General features: G+C 70.7%; 12 protein-coding genes. 5 read left to right on the top strand and 7 right to left on the bottom strand.

What is annotated here, in order from left to right:
- Positions 1-14: 14 nt before the first annotated feature.
- A complete protein-coding gene (locus QM582_RS03590) occupies positions 15-965 on the bottom strand; it encodes a sugar kinase (RefSeq protein ID WP_415081828.1) in 951 nt (316 codons plus the stop codon).
- Between the two features lie 304 nt (positions 966-1,269).
- Positions 1,270-2,544 (bottom strand): LssY C-terminal domain-containing protein, encoded by a 1,275-nt coding sequence (locus QM582_RS03585; protein ID WP_415081826.1) that lies wholly within the window; start codon positions 2,542-2,544, stop codon positions 1,270-1,272.
- A gap of 130 nt (positions 2,545-2,674) precedes the next feature.
- Between QM582_RS03585 and QM582_RS03580 the strand changes: the two genes are divergently transcribed.
- Positions 2,675-5,296 carry an MFS transporter gene (locus QM582_RS03580; protein ID WP_415081824.1) on the top strand — a complete coding sequence of 874 codons (2,622 nt, stop codon included), beginning with the start codon at positions 2,675-2,677 and terminating at the stop codon, positions 5,294-5,296.
- A complete protein-coding gene (locus tag QM582_RS03575) occupies positions 5,289-5,879 on the top strand; it encodes a TetR/AcrR family transcriptional regulator (protein ID WP_415081822.1) in 591 nt (196 codons plus the stop codon). Before QM582_RS03580 ends, QM582_RS03575 begins: the two co-directional genes overlap by 8 nt.
- Before the next feature lie 100 nt (positions 5,880-5,979).
- Here QM582_RS03575 and QM582_RS03570 read toward each other — a convergent pair whose 3' ends face one another.
- The 4 genes from QM582_RS03570 to QM582_RS03555 form a co-directional block, all read right to left on the bottom strand.
- A complete protein-coding gene (locus QM582_RS03570) occupies positions 5,980-6,432 on the bottom strand; it encodes an HNH endonuclease (protein ID WP_415081820.1) in 453 nt (150 codons plus the stop codon).
- A gap of 186 nt (positions 6,433-6,618) precedes the next feature.
- Positions 6,619-7,836 (bottom strand): RtcB family protein, encoded by a 1,218-nt coding sequence (locus QM582_RS03565; RefSeq protein WP_415081818.1) that lies wholly within the window; start codon positions 7,834-7,836, stop codon positions 6,619-6,621.
- 121 nt (positions 7,837-7,957) lie between these two features.
- A complete protein-coding gene (locus QM582_RS03560; protein WP_415081817.1) occupies positions 7,958-8,089 on the bottom strand; it encodes a hypothetical protein in 132 nt (43 codons plus the stop codon).
- Between the two features lie 55 nt (positions 8,090-8,144).
- On the bottom strand, positions 8,145-8,762 hold the full coding sequence (locus QM582_RS03555; protein ID WP_415081815.1) for a helix-turn-helix domain-containing protein: 618 nt from the start codon (positions 8,760-8,762) through the stop codon (positions 8,145-8,147).
- Positions 8,763-8,841: 79 nt separating this feature from the next.
- Between QM582_RS03555 and QM582_RS03550 the strand changes: the two genes are divergently transcribed.
- On the top strand, positions 8,842-10,107 hold the full coding sequence (locus QM582_RS03550) for an MFS transporter (protein WP_415081813.1): 1,266 nt from the start codon (positions 8,842-8,844) through the stop codon (positions 10,105-10,107).
- Here the strand turns inward: QM582_RS03550 and QM582_RS03545 are convergent.
- Positions 10,065-10,739, bottom strand: coding sequence for a DsbA family oxidoreductase (locus QM582_RS03545; RefSeq protein ID WP_415081811.1), 675 nt, complete (start codon positions 10,737-10,739; stop codon positions 10,065-10,067). The two genes, QM582_RS03550 and QM582_RS03545, sit on opposite strands and share 43 nt — an antisense overlap.
- 207 nt (positions 10,740-10,946) lie before the next feature.
- Here QM582_RS03545 and QM582_RS03540 point away from each other — a divergent pair, with 207 nt between their 5' ends.
- Complete coding sequence (locus tag QM582_RS03540; RefSeq protein ID WP_415081809.1) at positions 10,947-11,486, top strand: NUDIX domain-containing protein; 540 nt, start codon at positions 10,947-10,949, stop codon at positions 11,484-11,486.
- Positions 11,487-11,551: 65 nt separating this feature from the next.
- Complete coding sequence (locus tag QM582_RS03535; protein ID WP_415081807.1) at positions 11,552-12,550, top strand: alpha/beta hydrolase; 999 nt, start codon at positions 11,552-11,554, stop codon at positions 12,548-12,550.
- Positions 12,551-13,060 lie beyond the last annotated feature (510 nt).

Below are 13,060 nucleotides of genomic sequence, written 5' to 3'. Positions count from 1 at the left end.
TGTCAGTGCCTGCATCAGCGCAGGATGTCGGTGGATGTCGGCGCCTCGAGCTCGGCGGTGGAGATCCGCGTGAGGTCGCCGTGATGGGTGAGGGCGTACTTGGACGTCTGCAGGCCGTAGCCGATGCCCTGCAGGACGGTGTCGTCCAGGTAGCCGTGCAGGGTGCCGGCCACGAACGAGTCGCCGGCGCCGGGACGGTCGGTGACCCGGACCGGGGCCACCTCGAACAGCTGATGGCCCTCCAGCCCGCTGTAGTACACCCCGGCGGTGCCGTCGGTGGACACCACGTGGTCGAGGTTGTAGCGCTCCTGGAGTTCGCGGTTGACGGCCGGGCCGTCGCCCTCCATGCCGAACACCTTGACCCCGTCGGCGCGCGAGCAGAACAGGATCGACACCTTGTCCAGCAGCGGCTCCAGCACGGCACGGGCCCGTTCCGGCGACCAGAGCAGGTTGCGGTGGTTGACGTCCAGGGCCACCCGGACGCCGCGGGCCGCGGCCTGCTCGACGGCGTAGGTGATCACCTCGGCGGTGTTCTCGGTCAGCGCCGCGGTGATGCCGGTGACGAACAGCACCCGGGTGTCCAGCAGGGCGTCCCAGTCGAAGGTCGCCGGGCTGATCTCCCGGAACGGGGTGTTCATCCGGTCGTAGGTGACCCGGGCCGGCATCGGCGGGTCGCCGGGCTCCATGAAGTACAGCGCGATGCGGCCCTCGGGGACCCGCACCACGTGCGCCATGTCGACGCCCACCGAGGCGTACTCCTGGATGATGGAGGTCGCCAGGTCGCCGTGCGGCAACACCGACGCCCACGCCGTCCGGCGTCCCAGCTGCGAGAGCAGGCCGGCCACGTTGGCCTCCGAGCCGGCCGGGGTGAGCCGCAGCGTGCGGCAGGTGGACAGCCGATCGCCCTTGTTGACGGTGAGCCGGATCTGCCCCTCGCCCAGCGTGGTCAGGTCGTAGCTGCTCATCGCGCGCACCCCGCTCCCGGCACGAGCTGGGGCCGCGTCGCCTTCCTCGCGGGCAGACCGTAATCGACGTTGATCATGTATGTCTCCTCTTTCGGGGGCCGCCACACTGCCGCCCTCACCTGTAGCTAAGAACTCCGACCGCCCCCGCGCAATCGTTGTGATGAACGGATGTGCACAGCGGCGAGCAATCCCACGGTAGAGACCGGTGCGTCGTCGGGCAGGAGGACTGTCAACTTGAACACCTGTGCACAGAGGATGGGTGCGCGAGCGTTCGTGCGCGGGTGCCGGAGGGGCTGCAGCGGCCTCAGCCGCCGCCGGGCCCGGTGCCGGCCGAGCGGGACCAGTGGCGGGCCGCCTGGCTGGACAGCGCCAGCAGCACCAGCACGCTCAGGCCGAGGCTGACCAGGTCGCCGCCCAGGCGTCCGTGATCGTTGTTCAGCGTCCGGCTCAGGAAGACGGCCGCGGCGCCGGCCAGGCTCAGGCAGCAGAGCATCAGCCGGGCCCAATTCCGGCGGGTCAGCATCAGCACGGTGAGCGCCAGGTCGAACAGCGCGACGCAGATCAGCGCCACGCCGATCGCCGGCAGGACGGCCTGGGCGCCGTCGACACCGTCCAGTTCCAGTCCGGCGGCGTCCCCGGCGAAGGCGAAGCCGGCGATGCCCAGGTTGCCCAGCCCGCGAATCGCCGTCACCACGGCGGCGAACAAGGTCTGCGCCGGCGGCGTCCGGCGGGTCGCGGGCGGTGCCGGTGGCGGCGCGGCCTGGGCCTCGCCCAGTCCGGTCAGGTCGACGATGGGCAGGTGGCCGTCGGTGTGGATCAGGTCGCCGCCGCCGTTGCGGGAGTGATAGCCGGCGCCGAACCCCTCGATCACCCGGACCCGGACGGCCGGATCGGCGCGTTGGAGTCCCTCGACGATGTGATCGCGCTCGGCGTCCACGTCCTGGGCGATCTTGTGGGTGACCTGCAGGGTGAACAGCGACAGCCCGACGCTGCGGTCGTAGGTGCCGGCGGCCAGCCAGTCGACCCGGGCGCCGCCGGGCAGCAGCCAGTCGTCCGGACAGCGCCAGAACCGGACGTGGTGGCGCTGGTTCGGACTGCCGGCGACCTCCTGCTGATAGGCGAAGTCCTGCCGGCGCTGGAACAGGAACAGCGGGCTGACCGGCGCCGCCCGGTAGGTGCGCCGGCGCAGCGAGGAGACCACGATCCGCCAGCCGGTGACCAGGGTCAGTTCGTCGGCCAGCGTCCAGCCGGCGGCCCGCATCGCCGGATGCAGCTGCTCCGCCTCGCCGAGCAGTGCCAGGTTCACCGGGTCGCCGAGCAGCCCGTCCGCGGTCCGGGTGCGGCCGATGAAGTAGTCGGGTAGGTAGATCTGGGTCAGGATGCGGTGGATGCGGGGGAGGACCAGATAGGCCACCAGCCCCCAGAACACCACCACCAGCAACAGTGGCCAGCCGGGCTGGATGCCCTCCTGCAGGGTCAGGTAGGCCAGCCACACCGACAGCACGCCGCCGGCGACGAACAGACCGGAGTCCAGGCGGGCCGCCCAGCGACCTCTCGCCTCGCCCTGCAGTCGCGGCATGCCTTCCCTTCGTCCGCTTCGGCCGTGAGCGAAACCCTATCCCACCCAGATCTTGCATTACTGCAAAGTTGCGCTACCGTAGCCACGCGCCGCTGCCTTCAGCGGCGTTTTTGCATGAAGGAGACACCTGATGGCGGCAGCAGTCAGCACCGAGGCGCCGGTCGCGACGCCGGCGGCGAACCCGGAGCCGATCATGACCCACCGGCAGATCATGTTCGTGATCTACGCCCTGATGGCCGGCATGTTCCTCAGTTCACTCGACCAGACCATCGTCGGCACCGCGATCCGGACCATCGGCGACGACCTGAACGGCCTCGACCAGCAGGCCTGGGTGACCACCGCCTATCTGATCGCGGCCACGGTCACCACACCGCTGTACGGCAAGCTGTCCGACCTGTTCGGACGGCGTCCGCTGTTCATCCTGAGCATCAGCATCTTCGTGCTCGGCTCGGCGCTGTCCAGCTTCGCCACCTCGATGCCGATGCTGGCGCTGTTCCGCGCCTTCCAGGGCCTGGGCGCCGGCGGCCTGATGTCGCTGCCGCTGGCCATCATCGGCGACATGCTCGCCCCGCGGGAGCGGGCCAAGTACCAGGGCTACTTCCTGGCCACCTTCGGCATCGCCGCGGTGATCGGGCCGCTGGTCGGCGGGCTGTTCGCCGGCTCCGAGCAGATCCTGTGGATCACCGGCTGGCGCTGGGTGTTCCTGGTCAACGTGCCGGTCGGTGTGGTCGCGCTGCTGATGGTGATCGCCTTCCTGCACCTGCCGCACACCCCGCACGCCGCGCCCCGGATCGACTGGTGGGGCGCCGCCCTGGTGGTCGGCACCCTGGCCCCGATGCTGCTGGTCGCCGAACAGGGTCGCGAGTGGGGTTGGACGTCGGCCGCGTCGCTGACCTGCTACGCGATCAGCATCGCGGGTCTGGTGGCCTTCCTGCTGGTCGAACGCCGGCTCGGCGCGGACGCGATCATCCCGCTGGGGCTGTTCGGCGCCAAGGGCTTCTCCGGCGCGATCGTGCTCAGCGTGCTGGTCGGCTTCGGGATGTTCGGCGCGATGATGACCATCCCGCTCTACCTGCAGATCGTCACCGGCCTCACCCCGACCCAATCGGGCTTCGCCACGCTGCCGATGATGTTCGGCGTGATGGCGGCCTCGATCGGCACCGGCCAGATCGTCTCCCGCACCGGCAAGTACGCGGTGTTCCCGATCACCGGAACGGCCACCACCAGCGTCGGCTTCCTGGTGCTCGCCTTCATGAGCGTGGACAAGCCGTTCTGGTACCTGATGGTGGCGATGTTCGTGATCGGCCTCGGCCTGGGCCAGCTGATGCAGACGCTGACCATGGCCATCCAGGCCGCCGCCCCGGCCCGCGACATCGGCGTGGCCACCAGCTCGGCCACCTTCTTCCGGCAGATCGGCGGCACCCTGGGCACCGCGGTGATGCTGTCGCTGCTGTTCAGCGTGCTGCCCGGCAACATCACCGCCTCGCTGAGCGGCAAGGACACCCTGACCGCGGCGCTGGACGCCGCCCTCGACCCGGCGGTGGCCTCGGCGCCGAACAACGCCGGGATCATGGACCGGATGTGGAACCCGATCGTCGACAAGATCAAGGACAAGGTCGACGACAAGCTCGGCGAGGCCACCGACACGGTGAACACCGAAGTGAAGGCCAAGGTCCGCGAGAAGGTTGCCGACGCCGTCCACAAGCAGGCGGCCAAGGGCGCCGGCAAGCTGGCCGACGGGGCGTCCGCGCTCAGCAAGGGCCTGGGCAAGCTGTCCACCGGCACCGGCGCGTTCGTCGGCGGGGTCGGCAAGATCGGCACCGGCGCCAAGCAGTTGGCGTCCGGCGAGAAGAAACTGGCCGACGGGCTCGGCAAGCTCGGCACCGCGGCCAAGACCGCCGGCACGCAGGCCAAGAAGGCCACCACCGACTTCGCCGCGCTGCAGGCCGCGCTGACCGCGCAGGCCAAGGACCGGGCGGCCTGCGACCAGGGTGACGCGTCCGCCTGCGCCAAGGCCGACGGCGACCAGGCCGCCGTGAGCACCGCGATGGTCGCGCTGGGCACCAGCGTGAACGTCACCAGCGCCTACCTCAACGGTGCCGCCGGCAAGCCCGGGCTGGCCGACGGCGTCCAGGCGCTGGGTGGTGGGGCCGCGAAGCTCGCCACCGGCATCGGTGCGCTGGCCGACGGCGCCAGCACCGCGGCCAGCAAGGGCGGGCAGCTGACCACCGCCACCGGCTCGGCGGCCGGCGGCAGCGCCAAGCTCAGCAACGGCGCCCGGCAGCTCTCCACCATCGAGAAGGTGATCGACAAGCAGGTCGCCAAGCTGGTGCCGGACGCCCGCCGCAAGGCGCTGGAGAAGGTCGCCGAGGAGAAGAACATGAGCGTGGTGGACGGCCGGCTGAGTATCGACTACGCCGACCCGGTGCAGCGCCGGGCCATGGTGGACCAGCTGGTTCCCGAGTTGATCGACGCGATCAACTCCGGCGACACCGATCAGGTCAAGAGCGACACCAGCGCCAGCGACACCTCCTTCCTCAACGGCGCGGACCCGCGGCTGACCAGGCCGTTCATGCTGGGCTTCAACAGCTCGGTGGTGACCCTGTACTGGACCGGGCTGGGCGTGATGGTGCTCGCCTTCGCGGTCACCCTGTTCTACCGGGTGCCGCCGCTGCGGACCCGCTCGGCGCTGCAGGAGAAGTCCGAACTGGGCGACAATGGGCCTCAGCCGGAGGGAGCCCGTAGTGAATGACGCGGTCGCGGACCGAGCCTGCAGTTCGTTGCGGGAACGCAAGAAGCTGGCCACCCGGGAGGCGATCCACCGCACGGCGCTGCGGCTGGTCGCCGAGCGGGGGCCGGGCGGGGTGACGGTGGACGAGATCTGCGCCGAGGTGGGTGTCTCGCCGCGGACCTTCTTCAACTACTACCCGACCAAGGTCGCGGCGGCGTTCGACCTGCTGCTGGGCGAGATCGGCGAGGAGCAGCGCGAGGAGTTCCTGGCCGGGCAGGGCAACCTGCTGATGGACGTCTGCGCCCTGGTCGCCGCCAGCGTCGAACTGCCCACCGACTACCCGCGGGTGAAGTCGCTGCTGAAGGCGCAGCCCGAGCTCGGGATCGACTTCTGGAAGCAGACGGTGACCCGGCTGCGGCCGCTGCAGGAGCTGTTGCAGCGGCGCACCGGGGATCCGCAGACCGCCCGGGTGGCCTTCATGGTCACCGTCGCGGCGGTGAGCGCCGCGATGGCGCATCCGGACAGCGGCACCGGCCAGACCCAGGAGCGGCTGCTCGCCGAGGTGCGCCGGATCCGCGACCTGGTGGCCGACCTCCCGAAGTAACTCCGGTTCCCGCGCTCGCCTAACTATTTGGGGCTCGCCGAATTCAGCGAGCCCCAAATAGTTAGGCGAGCGATGGGTGCAGGTCGGCGCGGGAAAGGTGTCAGCGCGGCCGGAGGTCGGCCGGTGCCGGCACGAACGGCTGGATCCGCAGCTGCATGCCGGCCTGTTCCGGCGTCCGGTCGCGCTTGTAGCCGTTGCACTCGGCGCAGGCCGCCACCAGGTTGAGCCAGGACGTCGGACCGCCCCGGCTGCGCGGCACGATGTGGTCGCGGGTGGACGCCGGACGTCCGCAGTAGGCGCAGGCGTGCCCGTCTCGGCGCAGCACATTGGCCAACGTGCAGGGCAGCGGGCCGGAGCGCTGGTACAGCCACCGGGTGTACACGTAGCTGACCAGCACCAGCGAGTGCGGCTGCGGGTAGGGCCCGAACCGCCGCCCCGGGACGGCCTCGTGCACCCGTGCCACGTCTCGGTACAGCATCGCCACGGCATGCTGCAGCGACACCTGATGCAGCACCTGGTGCGCATCGGCGTTGAGCACGGTGACCCGTTCCATCCTTCGACCTCCTTCCTTCTTGCTTCGACGGGCGTCGTCCCACAGGTACCGGTGGACCGTTGGGGACGGTTCTCGGCGTCCCACAGGTACTACGAATGGTCCGAAAGGAACCGTCCCCGGCGTCCCACAGGTACTACGTTTCGGAACCTTCCCGGGCGTTGGTACGCGCGTACCGCGCGGCGGCTCTCAGCCCTTCACGCACAGCAGCGTCTGCAGCCGTGCGACGACCTCGACCAGGTCCACCTGGGCGGCGATCACCTGGTCGATGTCCTTGTAGGCGCCGGGGATCTCGTCGACCACCCCGGCGTCCTTGCGGCACTCGACGCCGGCAGTCTGGGCGGCCAGGTCGTCGGTGCTGAACGTCCGCCGCGCCCGGGTCCGGGACATCCGGCGTCCGGCACCGTGGCTGGCCGAGTTCAGCGACGCCTCGTTGCCGAGACCCCGGACGACATAGCTGCCGGTGCCCATCGAGCCCGGGATCAGGCCCAGGTCGCCCCGGGCCGCCCGGATCGCGCCCTTCCGGGTGACGATCAGCTCGACGCCGTCGTAGCTCTCCCGCGCCACGTAGTTGTGGTGGCAGAGAATCGGGTCGTCGAAGCCGACCGCACCAGCGTGCCGCTGCGCCATCCACTGGGCGAACACCTGCTGCACGGTGGCCAGCATCAGCGTCCGGGACAGCATCGCGTAGTCCTGGGCCCACCACAGGTCGTTCAGGTAGGCGTCCATCTCGGACGTCCCGGCCAGGAAGACCGCCAGGTCGCGATCGGGCAGGCCCCGGTTGTGCTCCAGGGTCTTCGCGGACGCGATGTGCCGCTCGGCCAGTTCCTTGCCGATGTTCCGGCTGCCGGAGTGCAGCGTCAGCCACAGCCGCTCGTCGCCCTCGGCGACGCACAGCTCGATGAAGTGGTTGCCGCCACCCAGCGAGCCGCACTGCGAGAGCGCACGGGAGCGCCGGTCGCCGATCCGCGGTGCCCGCAGCTGGTCGAACCGTCCGAACAGCATGTCGAACCGACCCCGCAGCCGGACGTCGGTGCGCAGCACGGCGGCCTCGCCCTCGTTGCCGCGGTAGCCGACCGGGACGGCGGCCTCGATCGCGGTGCGCAGCCCGTGCAGGTCGTCGGGCAGGTCGCCCAGCGTCAGGCCGGTCCGGACCGCGGCCATGCCGCAGCCGATGTCGACGCCGACCGCGCTCGGGCTGACGGCGTCGCGCATGGCGATCACCGAACCGACGGTCGCACCCTTGCCGAGGTGGACGTCCGGCATCACCCGGACGCGGTCGACCCAGGGCAGCCGGGAGATGTTCCGCAGCTGATCGAGCGCGGCCGGCTCGATGTCGTGCGGGTGCGCCCACATCAAGGTGTTGTCGTTCGCCGCGCCGGGCAGGGCGACGGGGAACTCGTTCATAATCTTTCTCCTTCTTCTTTCACGGATGATCGGCGGGCGGGCATGAAAAAGCCGCCCGGGCTCGGCAGGCGAGTGGGCGGCTTGACGTCCGATCCGGACGCGCGGAGCTATTCTCCGCGGGTCAGGTCGGGGGCCCACTCCTGCCCGGCAGGCTGCCTTCGAAGCCGCGCTTGCAGCGGCCATAGGCATGCCACGAACCGGCGATCAGCAGCGTGCGCTGCGGTCGCTTCGTGACGTTGTCGAGGCCGAACATGTCCATCCCTTTCGTGCCCACCGTTGGTGCCCCCTCGTGAGGGCAGCCGGTCAGGCTATCGGTCGCCGGCGTCCTCCGGCAAATCGACGGTGAGCGGGACGACGTCCAGATAGACCCGGTAGCGGCGCGCACCGTCGGCCCGCGGACGCCGCTTGGCGGCGTCCGAGTAGCGCTGGATCAGGTCCAGGAGCTCGGTGGTGAGCTCGTCGGCCTGCTGCGTGGTGAGCTCCATGGTCGAGGTGGAAAGTTGACCCACGCCGTCGGCCAACTCGGGCTCGAGGTGTTCCAGCCAGGAGGTCAGGGTGGCGGTGCGCTCGGCGATCACCTGGCCGATCACGGCGCCGGCCGCCCGCTCGGTCGCCGGGTCTCGCATCAGCTCCGGATCGGTCAGCCGGAAGCCGACCGGACGCCACCAGCGCTCCCGGCCGCCGGTGTGCTCGGGGTCGTCCTCGACGAAGCCGTGACGTTCCAGCTGGCGCAGGTGGTAGCTGGTCTGTCCGCTGCTCTCGCCGAGCGCCCGGGCCAGCTGGCTCGCCGTCGCCGGGCCGCGGCGCTGCAACTCGGCGTACAGGGTCATCCGCAGCGGGTGGGCGAACGCCTTGAGCGACTCGGCGCCGAGCGTGCGGTCGTTCGTCGCCGGGGCGTCATCGCCCGAGGTCTTGTCCTGCGCCATATGCAGAGATACCTTTGCATAGAGTCCTTTGCAGAGATACCTCTGCATCAGGTGGCAGTCTACTGGGAGGTGGCCGGAGATGGCCGGACGTGCATCGGGACGCCGCGGAGCGGGGCTGGGATCGGGCTTCCGCGCGCAACTGGCGTCCACCGGGCTGGCGAACCTGGCCGACGGCGTCTTCGGGACGCTGGCCCCGCTGGCCGCGCTGACGCTGACCAGTTCGCCGGCGCAGGTCTCGCTGCTGACCGCGGCCGGCTGGGTGCCGTGGCTGGTGCTGGGCCTGGCGGCCGGGGTGGTGATCGACCGGACGGACCGGCGCCGGGTCCAGGTGCTGGCGCTGGGCGTCCGTGCCGCCGTGCTCGCCGCGGCGGCGGTGCTCAGCCTCACCGGGCGCCTCAGCATGCCCGCCCTGCTTGCGATCGCCCTGATCTACGGCGTCACCGAGGTGTTCGCCGACCTGGGCGCCACCGCGATCGTCCCCGACCTGGTGCCCGCCGACCGGCTGCCGGCGGCGAACGGACGCCTGCTCGGCGTCCAGCAGGTGGCCAACACGTTCCTCGGCTCACCGCTGGCCGGCGCGCTGATCGTGGTGGGCGCCGGAGCCGGCTTCGGGACGTCCGCCGCGCTCGCCGCGCTGGCGGCACTGACCCTCGCGGTCGGGCTGCGCGGACGATTCCGCCCGACGCCCCGAACCACGTCACACCCGCTCGCCGAGGTGCGCGAGGGTCTGGCGTTCGTCGTCCGGCACCCGGTGATCCGGCCGCTGGTGATCGCCGCGGGACTGATCAACCTGGCCAACACCGGTTACTTCGCCGTGTTCGTGCTGTGGGCGGTGGGACCGGATTCCGCGATGGGTCTGACCCCCGCGCTGTTCCCGCTGCTCACCCTCGGGCTGGCGGTCGGCGCGGTGGCCGGTTCGCTGCTCACCGACCGGTTGCAGCGCCGGTTCGGCGAACTCCGCACCATGATCGCCGCACTCACCGCCGGCGAACTGCTGATGCTGGTTCCGGTGCTGTGGCCCAACGGCTGGGCGGTGGCGGTCGCCTTCGCGCTGGTCGGGCTGACCGGCACCACCGGCAACGTGCTCACCCAGTCGCTGCGGCAACGCCTGGTGCCCCGCGGGCTGCTGGGCCGGGTCGGCGGGGCCGGGCGGACGCTGTCCTACGGGCTGATGCCGATCGGTGCCGTGCTCGGCGGCCTGATCGCCGAGCGGTTCGGGCTGGCCACCACCTTCTACGCCGCGGTGGTGGTCGGGCTGGCGGCCTGCGGACTGCTCGCGCTGGCGTTGCCGAACGTGGTGATTCAGCCGGCCGACGCCCCGGCCGCGGAGTCGGCCACGGTCTGAGCCAGCACCTGGGCGTAGCCCTCGACGCTCTGCGCGCCGGCGGTGGCGTAGCGGCGTCCGTAGACGATGAACGGCACCCCGGTGGCGCCCAGGGCCTGTCCCTCCTCCTCGTCGGCGCGGACGTCGTCGGTGTAGGCGTCGCCGGCCAGCACCGTCCGGACGGCGTCGGCGTCCAGCCCGACGGAGGCTGCCGCGCCCACCAACTGCTCGGTGTCGAAGGGGTTCAGGGTGCCGGCGAAGTAGCCGTCCTGGACGGCGCCGAACAGCCGGGTGCCGAGCCCCTGTTCGGCGGCGTAGTGCTGCAGCCGGTGCACGGCGAGGGTGTTCGCGGTGGCCCGCTCGGTGACGTAGGGCAGGCCGTCGGCGGTGGCCAGCGCCTGCACCCGGCCCTCCATGGTTTGCACCTGCTCGAGCGGCCCGCCGTACTTGCGGGCCAGGTGGTCCAGGATCGGCTCGGGTTCGGCAGCGGCGCGCGGATCGAGCTCGTAGGAGCGCAGCCGGACGTCGAAGCGTTCGGCGTCCGGGCGTTGCGCGATGGCGGCCTCCAGCCGGTGTTTGCCCAGATAGCACCACGGGCAGCCCAGATCGCTCCACAGCTCGATCAGCACCGTTCGGTCGTTTCCGGCTGTCATGCCGTCTCCTTCGCTCGTCGCGGACGCGGGGCGTCCGCCGTCCGGTCTCGTCGGTGATACCGGTCTCGTCGGTGATAACGGCGGCGGAGCCCGGAACATTTCGGACCCGGCCAGCAAAGTTCACCGCGCCGCGATCGCGGCGGAAGGGCGGGGTCGAGTTCAAGTCGACGGCGTGGGTTGATGCATCCTTCCGGGTACGCTCCCGCCATGGTCTGGCACACCCGAACGACTCGGACCGTGTACACAAACCGCTGGATCTCCGTGCGCGAGGACGAGGTCACCGGACCTGCCGGCGACGGCATCTACGGCGTCGTGACGATGCGCCACCCAGCCGTTTTCGTTGTGGCGATCGACGCGCTGGAACGCGTGTGCCTGGTCCGGGTGGCGCGCTACACGACGGGTACCGGACTGGAGGTCCCGGCCGGCGGCACCGACGGCGAGGAGCCGCTGGTCGCCGCCAAGCGCGAGTTCCGTGAGGAGACCGGGCTCACGGCATCGGAATGGACACTCCTGGGTGTGATGAACGCATTGAACGGGGTAGCGATCGCCCCTGAGCACGTCTATCTCGCCCGTGGACTGGTGTGCACCCCGGACGACGACCGGACGCGCCAGGAGGAGGGGATCGTGGAGGTGCTCTGGGTGCCGTTCGCCGAAGCTCTGGCTATGGTCGCCGACGGCCGGATCACCGACGGCTCGAGTGTTGCCGCCCTCGCCTACGCCGGGGTCCACCTGGACCGGTTCCGCTGATGCCGGTACGCCGCCGGCCCCACAGGTGGTCGCGAGCACGCACCGACCGCAGAACGGAGGACGCGATGGGCACTCCCGGCGCCTCGCCGCCCGGCTGGTACCGGCGGCTGACGGTCGCGCCGCCGTCGACCTCGTCCGCCGATCCGGCGGCGGACCGGGAGGCCGCCCTGGTCCGGTTCGCCGAACTGGCCGCCGCCGACGAGGGCATCCCGGACGCGACCCGGAGCCGGCTGCTGGAGCCGGACGGCCCGGCGCCGGTGACCATCGTGATCTGGCACGGCTTCACCAACGCGCCCTCGCAGTTCGTCCCGGTCGCCGAGTCGCTGCGGGCGTCCGGCTACCGCGTGCTGCTGCCCCGGATGCCGCACCACGGCCTTCCCGACCGGCTGACCCGCGACCTGGCCCAGCTCACCGAGGCCGAGCTGGTGGCCCAGGTGGACACCTGCATCGACATCGCCGCCGGGCTGGGCGACCAGGTCTGGGTGCTGGGGCTGTCCGCCGGCGGGACGATGGCGGCCTGGGCCGCGGCGACCCGCGACGAGGTCAGCCGGGCCGTGCTGGCCGCTCCGCTGGTGGCGCCGAAGGGGTTCCCGATGCCGCTGGTGCGGTTCTGCGTGAAGTATCCGCGGGTGGTTCCGGGCAGGTTCTACCTGTGGTGGGATCCGCGGGTGAAGGCCGACCTGGGGCACAGCCCGTACGCCTACCCCGGTTTTCCGCTCTCCGGGGTGGTGCCGTTCCTGCACCTGTCCGAGTCGCTGTTCGACGGCTCGGTGCCGGCCGGGCACCGGCTCGACCGGGTCGTGCTGATCAGCAACCCGGGCGACCTGGCCGTCCGGCAGGACGCCGCCCGCGCCTTCACCGCGGAGGTGTTCGCCGGCGCCGCGGCCTATCGGGGTGAGGCCCGGATCGACGGCGACCTGCACTGGATGCACGACTTCGTCGACCCCTGGTCGCCGGGCACCGGCAGCACCGACCAGGTGGTGGCGATCCTGGAAGCCGCGCTCGGTATCGGCGGCCCCAGCGCCGGCGGCCTGTTGCTGCCGCCACTGGTCGAGCCCGACTGACCACGCGACCGGCCCCCGGGCGTCCGAACCTCGTCAGGCCTCAGTCCCTGGGCCATCTAGTGATTGTGTGCGTTTGTTTGTTCGTTGGGGGAATTGGGCTTGGTGGGCTGATCGTGGATCGCCGGCGCCGGGGCAGGGCGCTGGAACCAGTTTGTGGTGGTTATCGGATCGGTGTCGGTTCGCTGTCTCTGCTCGAACCACTTTCTGGTGGGTATAGGTAACCCCTAGGGGGTATCGGTAGCCACCAGAAACCGGTTCGAGCAGCCAACGGCGCCGGTACCGGTCGCCATAACCACCAGAAACCGGCTCCAGCAGTTGATGCACCCCGGTCACGAGCCGCTCGGCAGCCGCCACACCAACGCCAACGAACGCACGAACGTGCCCACTAGATGATCAATTCCTGGGGGTGTTAGTGGTCGTAGGCGGTCAGTGTTCTTCTGGCTAGGGAGTTTGTGTGGTGGTTGTGCCAGATGGCGGTGGTCAGGGCGAGGATGCGTTGCGCAACCCGTG

It is taken from the genome of Micropruina sp. (genome assembly GCF_047607385.1).
Taxonomy (GTDB): Bacteria; Actinomycetota; Actinomycetes; order Propionibacteriales; family Propionibacteriaceae; genus Micropruina.
Note: the sequence above shows the minus strand (reverse complement) of the source record. Positions and strands in the feature narration are given on the sequence as shown.

Coding starts and splice junctions, on each gene's coding strand:
- QM582_RS03590 (WP_415081828.1), bottom strand. CDS start 965: ATGAGCAGCTACGACCTGACCACGCTGGGCGAGGGGCAGATCCGGCTC.
- QM582_RS03585 (WP_415081826.1), bottom strand. CDS start 2,544: ATGCCGCGACTGCAGGGCGAGGCGAGAGGTCGCTGGGCGGCCCGCCTG.
- QM582_RS03580 (WP_415081824.1), top strand. CDS start 2,675: ATGGCGGCAGCAGTCAGCACCGAGGCGCCGGTCGCGACGCCGGCGGCG.
- QM582_RS03570 (WP_415081820.1), bottom strand. CDS start 6,432: ATGGAACGGGTCACCGTGCTCAACGCCGATGCGCACCAGGTGCTGCAT.
- QM582_RS03565 (WP_415081818.1), bottom strand. CDS start 7,836: ATGAACGAGTTCCCCGTCGCCCTGCCCGGCGCGGCGAACGACAACACC.
- QM582_RS03560 (WP_415081817.1), bottom strand. CDS start 8,089: ATGTTCGGCCTCGACAACGTCACGAAGCGACCGCAGCGCACGCTGCTG.
- QM582_RS03555 (WP_415081815.1), bottom strand. CDS start 8,762: ATGGCGCAGGACAAGACCTCGGGCGATGACGCCCCGGCGACGAACGAC.
- QM582_RS03550 (WP_415081813.1), top strand. CDS start 8,842: ATGGCCGGACGTGCATCGGGACGCCGCGGAGCGGGGCTGGGATCGGGC.
- QM582_RS03545 (WP_415081811.1), bottom strand. CDS start 10,739: ATGACAGCCGGAAACGACCGAACGGTGCTGATCGAGCTGTGGAGCGAT.
- QM582_RS03540 (WP_415081809.1), top strand. CDS start 10,947: ATGGTCTGGCACACCCGAACGACTCGGACCGTGTACACAAACCGCTGG.
- QM582_RS03535 (WP_415081807.1), top strand. CDS start 11,552: ATGGGCACTCCCGGCGCCTCGCCGCCCGGCTGGTACCGGCGGCTGACG.